The organism is Streptomyces javensis (genome assembly GCF_039525925.1).
GTDB classification, from domain to species: domain Bacteria; phylum Actinomycetota; class Actinomycetes; order Streptomycetales; family Streptomycetaceae; genus Streptomyces; species Streptomyces asiaticus.
In genome coordinates, this window is the sequence record NZ_BAAAIF010000025.1 from 1 (window position 1) to 19,994 (window position 19,994).

General features: G+C 71.8%; 16 protein-coding genes. 11 read left to right on the plus strand and 5 right to left on the minus strand.

Translation table 11 applies throughout. The features are described from left to right. Nucleotides 1-254: 254 nt before the first annotated feature. Entirely contained in the window at nt 255-1,547 is a 1,293-nt protein-coding gene (locus ABD329_RS22500) for a DUF6986 family protein (RefSeq protein WP_198281815.1), read from the plus strand. A 135-nt stretch (nt 1,548-1,682) separates the two neighbouring features. Next, nucleotides 1,683-2,894, plus strand: a complete 1,212-nt coding sequence (locus tag ABD329_RS22505; RefSeq protein ID WP_198281816.1) for a hypothetical protein — start codon at nt 1,683-1,685, stop codon at nt 2,892-2,894. A 54-nt stretch (nt 2,895-2,948) separates the two neighbouring features. Here ABD329_RS22505 and ABD329_RS22510 read toward each other — a convergent pair whose 3' ends face one another. After that, nucleotides 2,949-3,581 carry a GAP family protein gene (locus ABD329_RS22510; RefSeq protein WP_198281817.1) on the minus strand — a complete coding sequence of 211 codons (633 nt, stop codon included), beginning with the start codon at nt 3,579-3,581 and terminating at the stop codon, nt 2,949-2,951. A 177-nt stretch (nt 3,582-3,758) separates the two neighbouring features. Here ABD329_RS22510 and ABD329_RS22515 point away from each other — a divergent pair, with 177 nt between their 5' ends. Continuing rightward, entirely contained in the window at nt 3,759-4,142 is a 384-nt protein-coding gene (locus ABD329_RS22515) for an SHOCT domain-containing protein (protein WP_198279725.1), read from the plus strand. Nucleotides 4,143-4,159: 17 nt separating this feature from the next. Here ABD329_RS22515 and ABD329_RS22520 read toward each other — a convergent pair whose 3' ends face one another. Further along, the gene (locus ABD329_RS22520; RefSeq protein WP_198279726.1) at nt 4,160-4,612 is read right to left on the minus strand and encodes a hypothetical protein; all 453 of its coding nucleotides are present in this window, start codon (nt 4,610-4,612) and stop codon (nt 4,160-4,162) included. 152 nt (nt 4,613-4,764) lie between these two features. Further along, entirely contained in the window at nt 4,765-5,832 is a 1,068-nt protein-coding gene (locus ABD329_RS22525) for a LacI family DNA-binding transcriptional regulator (RefSeq protein WP_198279727.1), read from the minus strand. A gap of 145 nt (nt 5,833-5,977) precedes the next feature. On the opposite strand from ABD329_RS22525, the gene ABD329_RS22530 reads away from it, so the two are divergent. Next, nucleotides 5,978-6,955 carry an ROK family protein gene (locus tag ABD329_RS22530; RefSeq protein WP_198279728.1) on the plus strand — a complete coding sequence of 326 codons (978 nt, stop codon included), beginning with the start codon at nt 5,978-5,980 and terminating at the stop codon, nt 6,953-6,955. Nucleotides 6,956-7,857: 902 nt separating this feature from the next. Here ABD329_RS22530 and ABD329_RS22535 read toward each other — a convergent pair. Further along, nucleotides 7,858-9,915: an NPCBM/NEW2 domain-containing protein gene (locus tag ABD329_RS22535; RefSeq protein WP_198279729.1), complete on the minus strand. Its 2,058-nt coding sequence runs from the start codon at nt 9,913-9,915 to the stop codon at nt 7,858-7,860. Between the two features lie 213 nt (nt 9,916-10,128). Here ABD329_RS22535 and ABD329_RS22540 point away from each other — a divergent pair, with 213 nt between their 5' ends. The 4 genes from ABD329_RS22540 (at nt 10,129) to ABD329_RS22555 (ending at nt 14,498) form a co-directional block, all read left to right on the plus strand. Then, a complete protein-coding gene (locus ABD329_RS22540) occupies nt 10,129-11,412 on the plus strand; it encodes an ABC transporter substrate-binding protein (RefSeq protein WP_198279730.1) in 1,284 nt (427 codons plus the stop codon). Nucleotides 11,413-11,424: 12 nt separating this feature from the next. Further along, complete coding sequence (locus tag ABD329_RS22545) at nt 11,425-12,339, plus strand: carbohydrate ABC transporter permease (RefSeq protein WP_198279731.1); 915 nt, start codon at nt 11,425-11,427, stop codon at nt 12,337-12,339. Then, the gene (locus tag ABD329_RS22550; RefSeq protein ID WP_198279732.1) at nt 12,336-13,256 is read left to right on the plus strand and encodes a carbohydrate ABC transporter permease; all 921 of its coding nucleotides are present in this window, start codon (nt 12,336-12,338) and stop codon (nt 13,254-13,256) included. The genes ABD329_RS22545 and ABD329_RS22550 overlap by 4 nt, the downstream gene beginning before the upstream one ends. Before the next feature lie 207 nt (nt 13,257-13,463). Further along, nucleotides 13,464-14,498, plus strand: coding sequence for an NUDIX hydrolase (locus tag ABD329_RS22555; protein ID WP_198281645.1), 1,035 nt, complete (start codon nt 13,464-13,466; stop codon nt 14,496-14,498). 85 nt (nt 14,499-14,583) lie between these two features. On the opposite strand, the gene ABD329_RS22560 is transcribed toward ABD329_RS22555, so the two are convergent. Further along, entirely contained in the window at nt 14,584-15,945 is a 1,362-nt protein-coding gene (locus ABD329_RS22560) for a dipeptidase (protein ID WP_198281646.1), read from the minus strand. Between the two features lie 170 nt (nt 15,946-16,115). On the opposite strand from ABD329_RS22560, the gene ABD329_RS22565 reads away from it, so the two are divergent. The 3 genes from ABD329_RS22565 (at nt 16,116) to ABD329_RS22575 (ending at nt 19,961) form a co-directional block, all read left to right on the plus strand. Beyond that, nucleotides 16,116-17,321 (plus strand): geranylgeranyl reductase family protein, encoded by a 1,206-nt coding sequence (locus ABD329_RS22565; protein WP_198281647.1) that lies wholly within the window; start codon nt 16,116-16,118, stop codon nt 17,319-17,321. Nucleotides 17,322-18,015: 694 nt separating this feature from the next. Next, nucleotides 18,016-19,251, plus strand: a complete 1,236-nt coding sequence (locus ABD329_RS22570) for a sensor histidine kinase (RefSeq protein WP_198280955.1) — start codon at nt 18,016-18,018, stop codon at nt 19,249-19,251. Nucleotides 19,252-19,295: 44 nt separating this feature from the next. Beyond that, nucleotides 19,296-19,961 (plus strand): response regulator transcription factor, encoded by a 666-nt coding sequence (locus tag ABD329_RS22575; protein WP_198280959.1) that lies wholly within the window; start codon nt 19,296-19,298, stop codon nt 19,959-19,961. Nucleotides 19,962-19,994: the final 33 nt, after the last annotated feature.

Consider the following 19,994-nt stretch of genomic DNA (forward strand, 5'->3'; position numbering starts at 1 on the left):
GCCCCGATCTTCGACCTGGTCGACTACGGCGTGGTCGGCGACCTCTTCGAGGTCGTCCCGCAGCTGACCGAGGAGGTCAAGACCCGCAAGGGCTGACACCCGCCGGACCTCCGCGAGGCCCCGTACGCGATGCGCGTGCGGGGCCTCGCGGCTACCGGGAGGGTGTTGACCAGCCGTTCCACGGCTGGCTAACTTCACTGCACGGATCATCGTTTCCGTACAGCGGAAATGGCGGGAAGGGTGGAGGAGTGGACATGGAGTCTCAGGGGACGGTGCGGACCAGCCTGCCCGGTGCCGTACGGGCATCCATCGCCGACTCCCTCGCCGCCGTCGACGCCGAGCTCGCCCGCCGATACCCCGGCGACCCCGGCACCCGCCAGCCCGTCCACACCGTCTACGTCCCCGCCGACCTCTTCACCGCCGGTACGGTGCGCGACTGGGGCGACCAGGCGCTGGCGGCCCTCGACCGGCACGCCCCCGACGCCGCCGCCTTCGCCGCCGTCCTCGGCCTCCCCGGCGAACTCGCCGAACCCGTCCACACCCGGGTCCGGGCCAAGCTCGAGCGCGAGCCCGTGGAGGACCTGCGCATCGACTTCGAGGACGGCTACGGCCCCCGCCCCGACGCCGAGGAGGACGCCGCGGCCGCCCGCGCCGCCTCGCTCGTCGCGGCCGCACAGGCCGAGGGCACCGCGCCGCCCTACGTCGGCATCCGCATGAAGTGCCTGGAGGCAGCCGTACGCGACCGCGGCATCCGCACCCTCGACATCTTCCTCACCGGGCTGATGGCGGCCGGAGGGCTGCCGGACGGCCTGGTGCTCACCCTCCCCAAGGTGACGTACGCCGAGCAGATCACCGCGATGGCCCGGCTGTGCGAGGAGTTCGAGAAGGCGCACGGACTCGCCCCCGGCCGCATCGGCTTCGAGATCCAGATCGAGACCACCCAGGCCATCCTCGGCCCGGACGGCCGCGCCACCGTCGCCCGGATGATCGACGCCGCCGAGGGGCGGGCCACCGGGCTGCACTACGGCACCTTCGACTACAGCGCCTCCTGCGGCGTCGGCGCGACCCATCAGTCCATGGACCACCCCGTGGCCGACCACGCCAAGGCCGTGATGCAGGTCGCCGCCGCCGGTACCGGCGTACGGCTCTCCGACGGCTCCACCAACGTGCTGCCGGTCGGCCCCACCGAGCGGGTCCACGACGCCTGGCGGCTCCACCACCGCCTGGTCCGGCGGTCGTTGGCGCGCGCCTACTACCAGGGCTGGGACATGCACCCCGGCCACCTCCCGACCCGCTACGCCGCCGTCTACGCGTTCTACCGCGAGGGCCTGGAGGCGGCCGCGGAACGGCTCGCCGCGTATGTGGACCGTACGGCCGGAGGCACCGGCATCGCCGACGAACCGGCCACCGCGAAGGCCCTCAGCGGCCACTTGGTGCGCGGGCTCGACTGCGGGGCCCTCGACGGCGCCGAGGTCGAGCGGCTGACCGGGCTCGGCCGCGCCGAACTCGACGCGCTGGCGGGCCGCGCGGCCCCGGCCGCCCCCTGACCCCGGAACACCGGATCCGCGCGGGCCCACGGACCGGCCCCTACCGCCGGGTCGCTGATCCGCTTGGCCATATCCGCTCACCCGCACGTGTCACCCCGGATGCGACCCCGTCGGTGAAGGCGGGAGATGGGTGTCATGGCCAGAAGCGCCGTGTCGGCCCTGCTGATCCTGCTCGGTTGCCTCCTCGTACCGGTGTCCGTGCTGACGGTGTGGGTCCACGACATCGTCCTGGACACCGACCGCTATGTGGCGACCGTCGCCCCGCTCGCGAAGGACCCGGCGATCCAGGACACCGCCGTGGAACAGGTCAGCCAGGCCGTCGACATCCGCCACAACAGCCAGGAGATCACCGCCGACATCGCCTCCTGGCTGCGCGCCCACGGCCTCCCGGAGCGGGCCGCCGACACCATCGAGGGGCTGGCCCCGCAGCTGGACTCGGCCCTGGACCAGGCGGTGCGGAAGGTGGCCGCCCACATCGTGCGCAGCGAGCAGTTCCCCGCCGTGTGGACCGGCGCCAACCGGGCCGCCCACACCGCCGTCGTGAGCGCCCTCACCGGCAAGGGCGGCGGGCCGGTCGGCGTCGAGGGGCACACCGTCACCCTCAACGTCGGCGCCGCCGTGGAGCGGGTCAGACAGCAACTGGTGGACGCCGGTCTCCCCGCGGTGACCGGCGTCCCCGACATCCACCAGCGGCTCGTCCTCTTCCACTCCGACCGGCTCGACACCTTTCGACGGGCGGCGCGCCTGCTCGACCTGGCCGGGAACTGGCTGCCCGCGCTGACCGTGACCCTCGGCGGTACGGGAGTGCTGCTCGCCCGCCGGCGCCGCCGGGCGCTCGCCCGCGCGGCCCTGGGCACCGCGCTCGCCTCCCTCGCCCTGGCCCTGGTCCTCGTGGTGGGCCGCCGCTACTACCTCGACCATGTGCCGACGGGCGTGTTGTCCCGGGAGGCCGCCTCGGTCCTCTTCGACACGGTGGTGCGCTTCCTGCGGGTCACCGTGCTCACCGTGCTGGTGCTCGGCCTCGTGGTCGCGCTCGGCGCCTACCTGGTCGGGCCGGGGCGGCTGCCGAGCACCGTACGCGGCCGGGCCGAGGTCCTCACCGACAGCGCGGCCCGCTGGGGCGCCGCCCACGGGATGCGCACCGGCCGGGCCGGAACCTGGACCGCCGACCACCGGCGGGGACTGACGACGACGGCCCTGCTGGTGCCGGTCGCGGTGTTCGCCCTGTGGAACCACCCCACCGTGCTGACCGTGCTCTTCCTGGTGCTGATCCTGCTGGCCGCCCTCGCCGTGATCGCCCTCCTGGCCGCCACGGGCCGCGCGGGCGCGCACGGCCGGGGCGGCTGAAACCGGATCGGGGCCCGTTCCACGGGCCGTCAGCCGGGGCCCGCTCACAGGACGTCAGGGGGCCAGGATGAGCACGATGAAGATCAGGCACGCGGCGGCATTGACCACCCAGCTGTGGGTGGTGAGCCATTCCCGGAGCCGGGGCATCGCGCGCCGCGCCCGGTGGCCGAGAAGGAGGTAGACCAGCAGCGGCAGTGCCGCGATCAGCACGGTGGCGGCGACGAACGGCAGCGCCGCCGTCCATTCCGCGTCGTGCTGCTCCAGATTCGCCCCCACGGTCAGCATGACCGCGATGTCGGACGGCATGAGCAGGATGATCAGAAAGCCGGTCGTGAGCGCCTTACGGGGACCGGCCTCCATCAGCGAGCCCAGCCACTTCGGCGGCTCGACCGTCCGCCGCTTCACCACGTTCTTCACGGCGACCAGCGCCAGCAGTCCCACCAGCACCAGCTGGACGACGACCGCCGCCACACCCCGGTCGGACGGGTCGCCCGGTGCGATCGCCTGCCCCAGCAGCGCGAAGATCCCCCGGGCCAGGGCGACTCCCGCCGCCGTGGCGACCACCACCCCGAGCAGAAACGCCAGGCCCACCCGCACCGGCCGCGCGGTGGTCACGAGGACGACGGCGGCGACGATCTGCGGCCCCGCCATCATCGTGACGGCCAGGGGCAGAACCTGGAGGTCCATGGCCCACCCGCCCTTCCGGTCTCCGCCGCGTGGTGCCGCCCCGCCCTCCCATTGGTACGCACCGCTCGCCCGTGTGGCATCCGCTGCTGCGCCGACCGGGGGTCGCCGTAAGCTGAGGATGTGGGCCCTGGTGGGGCCCTGGTGGCCCCGCCGGGCGTGTCCGACGGGAGGCAGACGATGGACTATCCACTGCTGAATGTTTTTCTGACCACGATGTGGGTCTTTCTGTGGATCCTGTGGCTGTTTCTGCTGTTCCGCGTGTTCGCCGATCTCTTCCGCGACGATGCGCTGAACGGATGGGCCAAGGCGGGCTGGACCGTCTTCGTCCTGGTACTGCCCTTCCTCGGCGTCTTCGTGTATCTGGTGGCGCGTGGCCGGGGGATGGGCATGCGTGAGACGAAGCGGGCCGAGAAGGCGGAGGCCGAATTCCGGGAGTCCATGCGGACGACGGCCACCACGGGCCGGGCGGCGGAGCTCGAGCACCTCGTGGATCTCAAGAATCACGGCGACCTCACGGCCGAGGAGTACGAGCGCGCCAAGGCCAAGGTGCTCGCCGCCTGAGTGGGGTCGGTACGGGGTCAGTACCGCACCGCCGTGCCCACGTTCGCCGTGATGCGGCCGGTGAGCTTGCGGTGGCTGCGAGCGGTGGCCGGGGTGGGCTGGTCCGGGGGCACCTTGGACAGGCGCAGGACGACGGCGTCCACCAAGTCCCCGCTCGCGTCGCGGAAGTTGACCTCGATGGCGTAGCCGGCCGGGTGCTTGCTCCCGTTGGTCACGGTCAGCGGTGCCACGGCCCGTCCCGTGCCGTCGCGGCTCACCCGGCCGACCTTCACCTCGCCCTTGGCCTGGGAGCCGCCCTTGATCTTGTCCAGCTCGGCCTGCGCCGACGCCCTCGCGGACGCGATGGCGGCGGAGGCCCGGGACACCTCGGACGACGGGGTGCCCCCGTCGTCCGAACAGCCGACGGCGGCCGGCGCCAGCACGGCCATGAGGCTCACCGCGCAGATCGTCCGCGTTCGGCGCCCGCTCATCGCGTCTCCCTCGTTCCGTCGGACCGGCCCCGGGCCCTCCGCCTCCACCCTCGGGGGAGTGGGAGACCGAGGCAACCGGAGCGGGGCCGTTCAGGCGTTCGGGGGAAGCGGGCCGCTCGGGGAGGGGCGATCGGATGCCGGGGAAGGGCCGCTCAGGATGGAGCGTGCGGGGGCAGTTCGCCCGAACCGCGCGGGATCAGCCGGGTCGGCAGGACGAGCCGCCGGGGGTCCCCGCCCGCGCCGTCGAGGCGGCGGAAGAGCAGATCGGCCGCGGTACGGCCGAGCTGGGCCGAGTCCTGGGCTATGACGGTGATCCCGGGGGAGAGCAGATCGGCGAGCTCGAAGTCGTCGAAGCCGATGAGGGCCACCGGCGTGGCGGGCGCGGGGCGCTCGGCCAGGACCCGTACGACCGTGACGGTGACCCGGTTGTTGCCCGCGAAGAGCGCGGTGACCGGCTCGGCGGCGTCCAGCATCGCGGTGGCCGCGGTCCGGACCCGCTCCGGATCGGTGGGGCCGAGCGAGACCCAGGCGTCATGGACCGGCAACCCGGCCTCGCTCATCGCCGCGTGATAGCCGCGCAGCCGCTCGGCGGCGGTGTGGATGCCGGGCAGGTCGCCGAGGAAGCCGATCCGGCGGTGGCCGTGGGCGATCAGATGGGCGACGGCGTCGCGGGAACCGCCGAAGCTGTCGGCGAGCACGGCGTCGGCGTCGATGCGCCCCGCGGGCCGGTCGACGAAGACGGTGGCGACCCCGGCCGCCATCTCGGGCGCCAGATAGCGGTGGTCATGGCCGGCCGGGATGATGACGAGCCCGTCGACCCGGCGCGCGCACAGGGCGAGCACCAGCTCCTGCTCCCGCTCGGGGTCCTCCGCGCTGGACCCGTTGATCAGCAGCGCGCCATGGGCCCGGGCGACCTCCTCGACGGCGCGGCTCAACGGACCGTAGAAAGGGTCGGCCAGATCCTCCAGAACCAGTCCGATGCTCGCCGTACGGCCCTTGCGCAGGATGCGGGCGCTGTCGTTGCGGCGGAAGCCGAGCGCGGTGATGGCCTCCTGGACGCGGCGCTCGGTGTCGGGGGTGACGCCCGGCTCGCCGTTGACCACTCTGGAGACGGTTTTGAGGCCGACTCCGGCCCGTGCGGCCACGTCCTTCATAGTGGGGCGGGTGCCGTAACGGCGTGTGGGGGTGCGGCTGGCGGTGCCCGGGGCGGTGTCGGTCACAGTGCGCTCGTCCCGTCGCTGGTCGTCGTGGGGAAAGGAGTGACGAGCATAGCCCCTGGACAACGTTGTCAGCGGCGGGAAGACTATTGCCGCACACCGAACGCGTCCATGCCCACCAGCATGCCCACCAGGAGAGTCGACACCTATGCCACGTGACCTCATCGCCGCACTGGACATCGGCGGGACCAAGATCGCGGGCGCTCTGGTGGACGGGAGCGGAAAGCTGGTCGTACGGGCCCGTCGCGCCACCCTCGCCCAGGAGGCCGGCGACACGGTGATGGGCCAGGTCACCGCCGTGCTCGAGGAGCTCGCGGCCACCGCGCACTGGTCGCGGGTCGCCGCCGTCGGCATCGGCAGCGCGGGCCCGGTGGACGCCTCGGTGGGCACCGTCAGCCCCGTCAACATCCCCGGCTGGCGTGACTTCCCGCTGGTCGCCGGGGTGCGCGAGACCACCGGCGCACTGCCGCTCTCGCTGGTCGGCGACGGGCCGGCGATGACGGCCGCCGAACACTGGCAGGGCGCGGCGCGCGGCCGTAAGAGCGCGCTGTGCATGGTGGTCTCCACCGGCGTGGGCGGCGGGCTGGTCCTGGGCGGCCGGCTGCACCCGGGCCCGACCGGCAACGCCGGGCACATCGGCCACATCAGCGTGGACCTGAACGGCGATCCGTGCCCGTGCGGCGGACGCGGCTGTGTGGAGCGGATCGCCAGCGGCCCCAACATCGCCCGCCGCGCCCTGGACGACGGCTGGCGCCCGGGGCCGGACGGCGACACCAGCGCCGAGGCCGTCGCCGCCTCGGCGCGGGCCGGAGACCCGGTCGCGCGAGCCTCCTTCGAACGGGCCGCCCAGGCCCTGGCCGCCGGGATCGCCGCGACCGCCGCACTCGTCGAGATCGAGGTGGCGGTCATCGGCGGCGGCGTGGCGGGCGCCGGGGACGTGCTCTTCGCGCCCCTGCGGCGCGCCCTGCGCGACTACGCGACCCTGTCCTTCGTCCAGGGGCTGGAGGTCGTCCCGGCGCAGATGGGCACCGACGCCGGGCTGGTGGGCGCGGCCGCCGCGGCGGCGCAGGAGGCACGGCTGGAGGGGTTCGGCCCGGCGGCGGGCACACGTCCCACCGACGAGTGAGCCCCGCTCCTTCACCGTTTGACCATGACCCGCTGTCACCGTCTCCCCCTGGGCTGTTCGCCCTGAGCCCGGCAGTGGCCGGGCCGGACCGAGGAGCGCGCGAGGGTCTGTCGTCAAAGGGGGCGCCCGGCCGCGGGCAGGGGGCACCTCCCAGCGGTAGCCGGGGGAGTCTGGTGCGGTCGGTCGCAAGGCGGAGCATCGCCCTCGTACTGGGCGTACTCGGGTGATGCGACAACGCGGCGAGCGGCCGTGCCAGGCGTCGGGAGCAGGGCGCCCCCTTTGACGACGGGCCCTGGGGGAGGCGGAGCGGTGACACCGGCGGAGTTGGGCGGCGGGCCGCCGCCCGTTCCCTCGAGCGGGCCAACCGCCTCCGCCGTGCCTCCGGGCTTCGGCCCGCCGCCCGTGGTGGAGCCGCTGGTGGCCGGGGAGCCGGGCGCGGGGGACAGGGCCGGGGCGCGGAGCGCGGGGCGCAGGCGCCGCGGAGCGCTCATCGCGGCCGCGGCCGCCACCGTCGCGCTCATCGGCGGCGGGCTGACGTACGCGCTGGGCGGAGGCGATGGCCACACCGCGGAGCCGGGGCGGACGAAGGATCCGCCGGCGGTCGGTACGACTGCGAGGTGTGGCGTGACGCCACCTCGTACACCCACGGCGGTGAGCCGGTCGGCACCCTCGAGCACGGTGTGAACTACTTCTACTGCCGGAAGAACCTGGGCCGCCGGGAGACCTATGGCAAGTGGACGAACGTGTGGTGGGCCAGGACCGACGACGACAACGGCCATCGCGATGTCTATGCGAGCGTCGTCCACGTCAAGGGCGGCGACAAGCCGCGCCCCTTCCCGGGCTGCCCGAGTGCTGAGCCAGGGACGGCCGCGGGAAGGGGCGGATCTCATCGGTGGATCTCGTCAGCAGGTGAAGGCCGCGTCGGCCCAGTCCCCGTGATCGCTGGTGACGTCGTCCCCGCCGTCGGTGACGACGAGCCGGACCGTCTTCGCCCCGCCGATGGCGGCGTCGAGGGCGGTGGCCGGATCGGCGTTGGTCAGCGTCTTCGACGAGGCCACCTTGGTGTCGTCGGCCCAGACCTCGAAGCCGACCGTCCCGGCGGTGCCCTCCTCGTCGTCCACGCCGACCTGCGCGGTGAACCGCGAGCACCGGCCGCCGGTGTAGTACGTGACCTCACTGGGCGCGTGCACACCCAGGCCCTTGTCGTACGAGGTGCCGCCGAGGGTGAGCGGATGGCCGTCCCCCGCCTCGTTCTCGCCGACGCTGGTGTTCTTCTCCACCGGGCCCCAGCCGTTGAGCGCGCTCAGCCAGGGCAGATCGCTCGCGTACGAGCTGCCGGAGGGCGGAGCGACCACCACATGGACCGCCGAGACCAGCCGGGCGGCGGCCTTGTCGCCTCCCGGTGAGCGGTAGTCGGCGCTGACCGTCAGGTCGTACGCACCGGGCGCGGCACCGGCGGGCGCGGTCACCTGCCAGCGCGTGGCCAGTTTCGACCCGCTGGGCAGCGAGGCGGACCGGGTCGGGGAGGTGGCCTTGATCTGCCAGCCGTCGGGGCCGGTGAGCCGGACCGAGACCTGCTGGGCCGGAGTGCGGCCGAGGTCGGTGAGCGTGGTGTCGATCTTGGCCGCGGCCCCGGCCTCGGTCAGCGCCGTGCCGTCGAGGCCGAGTTCGGCGGCGGGCGGGTAGGAGGCCCAGCGGGTGTCGGCCGAGGCCCGGTAGAGCACGGTGCCGTGGGCCGGGACGGTGGCCGAAATGGCTCCGGCGGTGTTGTAGTCCTTGTGCGACCACAGGTCGCGCAGCCGGTACGCGGTCGCCCGGGGCAACCCGACCCCGGTCGCCGTGGTGGCGATGTGCTGCGGCCGGTCGGTCTCGTTGAACAGCGCGATGGCGCGGCTGCCGTCCGCCATCTCCTTGGCGATGACCCAGCGCCCGCCCTCGGAGGAGACCACGGTGCCCTGCTTGCCCAGCGGGTCCTGATCGACGGCGATCACTTCGTGATTGCCGAGGATCTCATAGGTCTCGGCGTTGGCCTTGCGCAGATCGGTACCGATCAGCAGCGGTGCGGCCATGATCGACCACAGCGAGAAGTGGCTGCGGTACTCGGTGGCCGTCATCCCGCCGTTGCCGACCTCCAGCATGTCGGGGTCGTTCCAGTGGCCGGGCCCGGCGTACTTCGCGAGCGGCAGGTTCTGCTTGGCGATCGACAGCATGCTGCCCCAGCTGTCGCTGATGTCGCCCGTGGTCCGCCACAGATGGCCGACTTCCCCGGCCCACTCCCAGGGCTTGTTCTGGCCCCATTCGCAGATGCTGTAGACGATGGGGCGGCCGGTGGTCTCGGTCGCGGCCTTGAGAGCGTCGCGCATGGTGCGGTAGCGCTGCTTGGCGTCGACACCCTGGTTATTGCAGTTGTCGTACTTGAGGTAGTCGATGCCCCAGTCGGCGAACTGCTGGGCGTCGGACTTCTCATGGCCGAGGCCCCCGGGGAAGCCGGCACTGTTGCAGGTCTTGGTGCCCGCGCTGGTGTAGATGCCGATCTTCAGTCCCTTGGCGTGGACGTAGTCGGCGACGGCCTTGATGCCGTTCGGGAAGCGGACCGGATCGGGCACCAGCTTGCCGTTGGCGTCGCGCTGCGGCAGCGCCCAGCAGTCGTCGAGGTTGACGTACTGGTATCCGGCGTCCTTCAGTCCCTTGGCCACGAAGATATCGGCGATGCCCTTGACCATCGCCTCATTGAACTCCGCGCGGCAGTGGGTCGAGTTCCAGTTGTTGAAGCCCATTGGAGGGGTGAGGGCGAGCCCGTCACCGGGCGCGGCGCCCGGGGCGGAGGCCGGTGAGGTGCCCTCGGCGGGGTGCGCGGGCTGGGCGACGGCCGGGAGGGCCAGGCCGACCGTGGCCAGCAGTCCGGCGCTCAATGCTCCGATGACTCTTCGTCTCGCGGGTCGAAAACAGCGGTGGCGCACGATGCGGGTCCTCCGTTCTCAACGGGGGTAACGCAGTGTCATGGCTGCGTCACATGCGAGCGTTTACGGTAGACCCTGTTGGAGTCTGTTGGAAGAGATGCGATAACAGTTGTTCGATATCTCGTCAAAACCCTTGACGATTCGCCTGGTCGCCGGGTGAGATCCCCTCACTCGCGTTCGGTTGTGTTTGATTGAACCTCTGTGGAGGGGCACATGGCACCGTCATCGTCAGGACATCGGATCTCCCGCCGTGCGCTACTACGAGGCACCGCGGCCGGAGCCGGCGCGGTAGCCCTTCCGACGCTGCTGACCGCCTGTGGTGGTCCGGGCAACGAAGTGAAGATCGGCTCCAACGCCTCCGACGCCGTGCCCCGCAAGGCGTTCGCCGAGGTGTTCAACGCGTACGAGAAGAAGTCGGACAAGAAGGTCAAGGTCAACACGGTCAATCACGAGGCCTTCCAGGAGGGCATCAACCGCTATCTGAAGGGCACCCCCGACGACGTCTTCATGTGGTTCGCCGGGTACCGCATGCAGTTCTTCGCCGAACAGGGGCAGCTCGCCGAGATCAGCGACCTCTGGAAGGGCTTCGACGGCTTCTCGGACGCGCTCAAAAAGCAGTCCACCGGCAAGGACGGCAAGCAGTATCTCGTGCCGTACTACTACTACCCCTGGGCGGTCTTCTACCGGAAGAGCGTCTTCGCCCAGCGCGGCTACGAGGTTCCGAAGACCTTCGACGAGTTCCGGGCGCTCGCCAAGCGGATGGACAAGGACGGCCTCGACGCCATCGCCTTCGGCGACAAGGACGGCTGGCCCGCCATGGGGACCTTCGACTATCTCAATATGCGGGCCAACGGCTACGACTTCCATATCTCCCTCATGGGCGGCAAGGAGTCCTGGACCGATCCCAAGGTCCGAAACGTCTTCGACCTGTGGCGCGGGCTGATGCCGTACCACCAGAAGGGCGCCAACGGGCGGACCTGGCAGGAGGCCGCCCAGAGCCTGGCGCAGAAGAAGTCCGGTATGGCCGTCTTCGGGCTGCCCCACCCCGGGCAGCAGTTCTCCGCCGCCGACCGCGATGATCTGGACTTCTTCCCCTTCCCCGAGATCGACTCCGCCTACGGTCAGGACGCCGTGGAGGCGCCGATCGACGGCTTTCTGCTGGCGAAGAAGTCCAAGCGGCAGAAGGAGGGCAAGGAGCTGATGAAGTACCTCGCCACCCCCGCCGCCGAGGAGATCTACCTGAAGCGGGACCCGAACAACATCGCGGTCAACGACAAGGCGTCCACCTCGTCGTACAACGCGCTCCAGAAGAAGGCCGTCGACCTCGTCTCGAACGCCAAGCAGATATCGCAGTTCATGGACCGGGACACCCGGCCGGACTTCGCGTCCCAGGTGATGATCCGGGCCATTCAGCAGTTCATCAACAAGCCGAACGACATCGACGGCCTCACCAAGGACATCGAGTCCCAGAAGAAGACCATCTTCGCCAGCGACTAGGAGATTCGCGCCGTGCCCCTCACGACCGCGCGGCGTGCCAAACGGCGGGGTCCGCGGAGATTCACCTCCCGCGACCTCGCCGTCATCGGCGTGCTGCTGGGCATACCCGTCCTGCTCGACCTGGCCCTGATCTGGGGCCCGACCCTCGCCTCCATCGGCCTGTCCTTCACCAGTTGGGACGGCATCGGCGATATCCACTGGGTGGGCATCGACAACTACAAGACCCTCTTCACCGACTATCCGCCGTTCTGGCCCGCGGTCCGCAACAATCTGCTCTGGGTGGCCTTTCTCGGCTTGGTCGCGACCCCCTTCGGACTGCTGCTGGCCGTACTGCTGGACAAGGGTGTCCGGTTCAGCCGCTTCTACCAGTCCACCCTCTATATGCCGGTGGTGCTCTCCCTCGCCATCGTCGGCTTCATCGCACAGCTGGTCTTCTCCCGAGACCAGGGCGCGCTGAACGCGATCCTCGCCGACAGACACGACCCGGTGGACTGGCTCGGAGACCCGGACCTCAATATCTGGATGGTGCTGCTGGCGGCCGCCTGGCGGCACACCGGGTATGTGATGATCTTGTATCTGGCCGGGCTGAAATCCGTCGATCCCTCGCTCAAGGAAGCGGCCGCGATCGACGGTGCCAGCGAGACCCAGACCTTCTTCCGGGTGGTGCTGCCCACCCTGCGGCCGGTCAATATCATCGTCGGCGTCATCACCGTGATCGAGGCATTGCGCGCCTTCGACATCGTCTACGCCATCAACCACGGCCGTAACGGGCTCGAACTGCTCTCGGTGCTGGTCACCGACAACATCATCGGTGAGGCCAGCCGGATCGGATTCGGCTCCGCGATCGCCGTCGTCCTGCTGACCGTTTCCCTGGGATTCATCGTGACCTATCTGGTCCAGGAGCTGCGAGGGGGGAAGAAGGGATGACCGTCACCACTCCGCCCGCCCCCGTGCGGACCGTGACTCCGGTGACCAGCACCGGCAAACGCCGGGTGACCCGTGGCCGGCTCGGGCTGCACGCCTTTCTGATGGTCGTGTCGCTCGCCTTCCTCGCCCCGCTGCTACTCGCCGTCTACGCCTCGCTGCGGCCGTACGAGGAGACCGCGAAATACGGCTATTTCTCGCTGCCGCGCCATCTGTCGTTCGACTACTACGCCAAGGCGTTCAACGACTCCGGGATGGGCAAGTACTTCGTCAACTCGCTCATCATCGCGGTGCCCGGGGTGCTGTTGACGCTGTTTCTCGCCTCGTTCGTCGCCTTCTCCGTGACCCGGCTGAGAATACGCGGCGGGCTGGTGCTGCTGATGGTGTTCACGGCGGGAAACCTGCTGCCGCAGCAGGTCATCGTCACCCCGCTCTATGTGCTCTTCACCAAGATCGATCTGCCCTATTGGATGTCGGACTCGATGACGATGTACGACTCCTACTGGGCCGTGCTCGCCGTTCAGGTCGCCTTCCAGGTGGGATTCTGCGTCTTCGTCCTCGCCAACTTCATGCGCACCATTCCCGATGAGATCGTGGAGGCGGCGCGGGTGGACGGCGCGGGGGTCTGGACGCAGTACTGGAACATCACGCTTCCGCTGTGCCGCCCCGCGCTGGCCGCACTGGCCACCCTGCAATTCACCTGGATGTACAACGACTTCCTGTGGGCGCTCGTCTTCATCTCCGACGGCGACAAGCTGCCCATCACCTCCGCGCTCAACAATCTGCGCGGCCAGTTCTTCACCGACTACAACCTGCTCGCGGCGGGGTCGGTGATCGTGGCGCTTCCCACGGTGCTGGTCTTCCTGCTGTTGCAGCGCCACTTCATCGCCGGGCTCACCCTCGGCGCCAGCAAGGGCTGATACGGCAGGGGTCACTGTGGCTCACATGGCCATGGTGACCCCTGTGGCACGTGGGCCACACGATCCCCGACCACGCGCCGCCGCCCCGCCCCACACCCCCCGCCCAACCCGTCCGGAGCGACGCGATCCGTCACTCGGTCGTCTTCGCGCGTTTCCATGGCAGGGTGATGCGGGCAACTGTCAGGAGGCGATGGAATAGGGGGAAATGTGATCGTCTGGCTGAACGGTGCGTTCGGTGCGGGTAAGACCTCCGCGGCCCGCGAATTGGTGGACTTCATGCCCGGCAGCACGTTCTACGACCCGGAGCTGGTCGGTAACGGTCTGCGGATGATGCTCCCGCGGAAACGTCTTGAACAGGTGTCCGACTACCAGGATCTGCCCTCCTGGCGCCGGCTGGTGGTGGACACCGGAGCGGCGCTGATCGCGGAGGTCGGCGGCCCCCTCGTGGTCCCGATGACGGTCCTCAGACAGGAGTACCGGGACGAGATCTTCGGCGGGTTCGCGGCCCGTCGCATCCCCGTACGGCATGTTCTGCTGCACACCGATGAAACGATCCTTCGCGAGCGCATAGCCGAACGCGAGGAGATACCCGGGAACGCGGACGCGAGCGAGTCCGTACGCCAGTGGTGCCTGGCCCATCTCGCGCCCTACCAGGCGGCCCTGACCTGGCTCACCACCGATGCCCATGTCGTGGACACCACCGGGCTCACCCCGCGCCAGACCGCCCAGCACATCGCCGACGCGGTCCGCGAGGGCGCCGGGATCTGCGACATCGTGCAGACCCCGGAGCCGAGGGCGGAGACGCTGGCCGCCGGGGTCCTGCTCTTCGACGAGGAGGACCGGGTGCTGCTCGTCGACCCCACCTACAAGCCCGGCTGGGAGTTCCCCGGCGGCGTCGTCGAGCCGGGCGAACCCCCGATGTGCGCCGGGGTGCGCGAGGTCACCGAGGAGCTGGGGGTACGGCTGGACGAACCGCTGCGGCTGCTGGTGGCCGACTGGGAGCGCCCCCAGCCGCCCGGCTACGGGGGCCTGCGGCTGCTCTTCGACGGCGGCAAGCTCTCCAGCGCGGCCGCCCAGGAGGTGCTGCTGCCCGGCTCCGAACTGCGCGGCTGGCGCTTCGTCACCGAGAGCGAGGCCGCCGCGCTGCTGCCACCGGTACGGCTGAGCCGGCTGCGCTGGGCGCTGCGCGCCCGTGAGCAGGGCCGCCCGCTGTACCTCGAAGCGGGCGTCCCCACGGGCTGACCACACCGGCCCAGCCCGTGGGGGCGCCCCCACGGACCGGGTGCGGGGTGACGGGACCGCCGACCGGGTGCGAGGTGGAGGGGGCTCAGCCCTTGCTCGCCGCGTACATCCCCAGGAACAGCGCCTCGGTGAGCGAGAGCTTCTCCAACTCCTCCGGCGAGACGCTCTCGTTGACCGCGTGGATCTGCGCCTCCGGCTCGCTCAGCCCGATCAGCAGGATCTCCGCCTCCGGGTAGAGCGAGGCCAGCGTGTTGCACAGCGGGATCGAGCCGCCCTGCCCGGCGACGGCCATCTCCTGGCCGTCGTACGCCAGGCTCATCGCCTCCCGCATCGCCGCGTACGCCGGACTCGTGGTGTCCGCGCGGAACGGCTGGCCCTGGCCGATCTGCTCCACCGAAAGTCGAGCACCCCACGGCACCGAGGACCGGAGGTGCTCGGCGAGCAGCCGGTTGGCCTCGGCCGCGTCCACGCCCGGCGGCACCCGCAGGCTGATCAGCGCCCGCGCGCCCGCCTGGACGGACGGGGTGGCGCCGACCACCGGCGGGCAGTCGATGCCGAGCACGGTGACCGCCGGGCGCGCCCAGATGCGGTCGGCGACCGTACCGGAGCCGATCAGCCCGACCCCGTCGAGCACCTTGGCGTCCTTGCGGAACTCCTCGTCCGGGTACTGGAGCCCGTCCCAGACCGCGTCCGCGTCGAGGCCCTTGACCGTGGTCGAGCCGTCCTCGGCGCGCAGCGAGTCCAGGACGCGGATCAGCGCCGCGAGCGCGTCCGGGGCCGCCCCGCCGAACTGGCCGGAGTGCAGATTGCCCTCCAGGGTCTCCACCGAGACCCGCAGCAGCGTCATCCCGCGCAGCGTGGCCGTGACCGTCGGCAGCCCGACCCGGAAGTTGCCCGCGTCACCGATCACGATGGTGTCGGCGGTCAGCAGCTCCGGATGGGCCTCGGCATAGCGCTCCAGACCGCCCGTGCCCTGCTCCTCCGAACCCTCCACGATCACCTTCACGTTGACCGGGACCCCGCCGTTCGCCTTGAGCGCGCGCAGGGCGGTGAGATGCATGATCACGCCGCCCTTGCAGTCCGCGGCGCCCCGCCCGTACCAGCGGCCGTCGCGCTCGGTCAGCTCGAAGGGCGGGGTGTGCCAGGCGTCCTCGTCCAGCGGGGGCTGCACGTCGTAGTGCGCGTAGAGCAGCACGGTCGGGGCGCCGGCCGGACCCGGCAGGAAGCCGTACACGGACTGGGTGCCGTCGGGGGTGTCCAGCAGCGCCACGTCCTCGAACCCCTCGGCGCGCAGCGCGTCGGCCACCCAGCGGGCGGCGGCCTCGCATTCGCCGGGCGGGAACTGCGCCGGGTCCGCCACCGACTTGAAGGCCACCAGCTCGGCCAGCTCGGCCCTGGCGCGCGGTTGCAGGGCGGCGACGGTGGCGGCGAGAGGCGCCTTCTCCATGGGGGGACCCTCCTGGGGTGCGACGGGCCGACGGCGGGTTGCGCGGCGATGGGCACGTATGTACGGCTTGATGCCGCGTGGCCGATCATCCCACAGCGGGGTCATCCGCCGGGGAGCCGTAGGATGCCGGGTAGGCGCATCAGGTCGGTCGATTGGGAGCGGATCCACACGTGAGCAGCGACAACGCAGCCCCGGACAATGAGACGGTATGGGACGTCGTCGTGGTGGGCGCGGGCCCCGCGGGTGCCTCCGCGGCCCATGCCGCCGCCTGCGCCGGGCGCCGGGTGCTGTTGTTGGAGAAGGCCGAGCTGCCGCGCTACAAGACCTGTGGCGGTGGCATCATCGGCCCCTCGCGGGACGCCCTTCCGCCGGGTTTCGAACTGCCGCTGCGGGAGCGGGTGCACGCGGTGACCTTTTCGCTCAACGGCAAGTTGTCCCGCACCCGCCGCTCCAAGCACGCGCTCTTCGGGCTGATCAACCGGCCGGAGTTCGACGCGGCCCTGGTCGACGCGGCCAAGGACGCGGGCGCCGAGGTCCGTACGGGCGTCGCGGTCACCCGCGTCGAGCAGCACGGCCCGGCCGTGCCCGACCGGCGCACGGTCGCCGTGGTGCTCTCCGACGGTGAGACGGTGCTGGCGCGGGCCGTCGTCGGCGCCGACGGCAGCGCGAGCCGCATAGGCGCGCATGTCGGCGTGAAGCTGGACCAGGTGGACCTCGGCCTGGAGGCGGAGATCCCCGTTCCGGAGACCGTCGCGGAGGACTGGGCGGGCCGGGTGCTCATCGACTGGGGCCCGATGCCGGGGAGTTACGGCTGGGTCTTCCCCAAGGGCGACACCCTTACCGTCGGCGTCATCTCGGCGCGCGGCGAGGGCGCCGGGACCAAGCGCTACCTGGAGGACTTCATCGCCCGGCTCGGCCTCGCCGGATTCGAGCCGAGCATCTCCTCCGGCCATCTGACCCGCTGCCGCGCCGACGACTCGCCGCTGTCGCGCGGCCGGGTCCTGGTGTGCGGCGACGCGGCCGGGCTGCTGGAGCCGTGGACCCGCGAGGGCATCTCCTACGCGCTGCGCTCGGGCCGGCTGGCGGGGGAGTGGGCGGTGCGCGTCGCCGAGGCCCATGACGCGGTGGACGCCCGCCGCCAGGCCCTGAACTACGCCTTCGCGATCAAGGCGGGGCTCGGTGTGGAGATGGGTGTCGGCCGCCGACTGCACACGGTTTTCGCCCGCCGACCCGGGATGTTCCACGCGGCGCTCACCGGGTTCCGCCCGGCGTGGCGCGCCTTCACGAAGATCACTCGCGGCACCACGACGCTGGGCGACCTCGTCCGCACCCACCCGGCCGCCCGTCGGGCCCTGGGGGCGATGGATCGGGGCTAGGGGCTGTCGTCAAAGGGCGCGCGCCCTGCTCCTGACGCCTGGCGAGGCACCGCACCAGGCTCCCCCAGCTACCGCTGGGAGGCGCCCCCTGCTCGCGGCGGAACGCCCACTTTGACGACAGACCCTAGGGGGTCTGTCGGATCGGACGCCTGCGGCGGGCCGTTTCCCTGAGGCCTGCGGCGCGCTGTTCCCCTCCCCGCCCCTCCCCACAACTGGGACTCCACCCCAGCCCCCGGGGTCCGGGGCGGAGCCCCTGCCATCGATGCGCGGCCCCGTCGCGTGGTCCGCCGGACGTCGCGGAGAACCTGACACGTTGGGCTGATCTTCGCGGGGCCCGCGACCGCCATGCCGGGGGCGCCCCGCCCGTACGGGGAGAGGCGGAAGCGCTGCCGGGGACGGACGACGTGGGGGCCCTGGCGACCGGCGACCGGCGACCGGCGACCGGCAAACGGCGAGCGGCGAGCGGCGACCGGTCCGGCGGCCCGCGACCCGCGTGGCCTCGCACGGCTCGTCGCCGCGCGCCGCAGGTTTGAGCTCACCGCGCGTCCGCCGCACTGCGGCGGGGAGCCGGGCGCGGCTCGGCCCTGGCCCGCGATCTGCCCGGCAGGGCATGGGCGCCTACTCCGCCGGGAGTAGGCGCGGGCACCGCGCAGGGGGGACGCCCCGGCCGCCCGGCCGGTTTAGCGTTGCCCGTATGCACGGATTCACGGGGGAGCACGGCCCGGGGCAGCGGCCGGGCGGATGGTGGCGCGGGGCGCCCTTCGACCCATCGCGTACGGCCGTACCCTGGCGCTCCTCGCTCGCCATCGCCGTCATCCAGATGGTGGGCACCGGGTTCGCCGCTCACGATCAGCCCGCCCGGGCGGGCCTCGGCCCCGGGAGCGCCGTGCTGCTGCTCGCCGGGCCCGCGCTGCTGCTCATGCGCCATCGCCGCCCCGGGACCGTCGTGGTCGGCACGGCGGCGGTGACCGCCGTCTACCTCGCCGCCGGATATCCGTACGGGCCCGTCTTCCTCAGCGTCGTCGTCGCCTGTGTGGCGGCGATCGCGGCCGGGCGGCGGATCGCCGCGTGGAGCGCGCTCGGGCTGCTGTGGGGAAGCCATCTGCTCATCGGCCACTGGCTCTACCGCTGGCTGCCGCCGGGCGACGACGGGCCCGCCGGATGGGGGCAGGAACTGGCGGTCACCGCCTGGGCGGCGGCGATCGTGGCCGCCTCCGAACTCGTCCGCGTACGGCGTGAGCAGTGGGCCCGCGCGCGGGCCGAACGGGAGGCGGCGGCGCGGCGCCGGGCGGACGAGGAGCGGCTGCGGATCGCCCGCGAACTGCATGACGTGCTCGCCCACAGCATCTCGGTCATCAACGTCCAGGCGGGCGTCGGGCTCGCCCTGCTCGACCAGGACCCCGAGCAGGCCCGCACCGCGCTGACCACCATCAAGGCGGCCAGCAAGGAGGCGCTGGGCGAGGTCCGCCAGGTCCTCGACACCCTGCGGACCTCCGGCTCCGGCGCGCCCGGTGCCGCGCCCCGTTCACCCGCGCCCGGCCTGGACCGGCTGGAGGAGCTGACCGGGCAGGCGGCGGACGCGGGGCTCGCGGTGCGGGTGGAGGTGGAGGGCGTACGGACGGCCCTGCCGCCCGGCGCCGATCTCGCGGCGTTCCGTATCGTGCAGGAGGCCCTGACCAACATCGTCCGCCACTCCGGCTCCCGGAACGCCCATGTGCTGCTGCACTACGCCCCCGGTGAGTTGGAGCTGCGGGTGGACGACGACGGCCCCGCGACCGGGGACGGGGCGACGGGCGGCGGCAACGGCCTGGTCGGCATGCGCGAGCGGGCCGCCGCGCTCGGCGGCACAGTGGCGGCGGGCCCGCGCCCGGACGGCGGCTTCCGCGTCCGGGCCAGGATCCCGTTCAAGGGTGGGAGGGAGACGTCATGAGGGATGAGCGAGACCCCGTGCGGGATGAGGACGGGCCCGAGGCCGTGATCCGCGTCGCGCTCGCCGATGACCAGCTCCTCGTCCGCGCCGGATTCCGCGCCCTGCTGGCCGCGCAACCGGATGTCGAGGTGGTCGGCGAGGCGGCCGACGGGGAGCAGGCGCTGGCGCTCGTACGGGAGCGGCACCCCGATGTCGTCCTCATGGACATCCGCATGCCGGTGCTCGACGGCCTCGCCGCCACCCGTGGGATCACCGGGGACCCGGCCCTCGGCGAGGTGAAGGTGGTCATGCTGACCACCTTCGAACTCGATGAGTACGTCTTCGAGGCGATCCGCTCCGGCGCCTCCGGCTTCCTGGTCAAGGACACCGAACCGGATGAGCTGCTGCGGGCGGTGCGCGCGGTCGTCGGTGGCGACGCGCTGCTGTCGCCCGGGGTGACCCGCCGTCTCATCGCCGAGTTCGCGGCCCGGTCCAGGGAGCCCGCGCCCGCGGCGGCGCTGGCGGAGCTGACCGAGCGGGAGCGGGAGGTGATGGCCCTGGTCGGGATGGGGCTGTCGAACCAGGAGATCGCCCGGCGGCTCGTGGTCAGCCCGCTCACCGCCAAGACCCATGTGAGCCGGACGATGGTCAAACTGGGCGCGCGGGACCGCGCCCAACTCGTCGTGCTCGCCTATGAGTCGGGTCTGGTCCGGCCGGGCTGGCTCGGCTGAGCGGGGGCTCTGCGGCCCGGGTTTTGGGCTCCG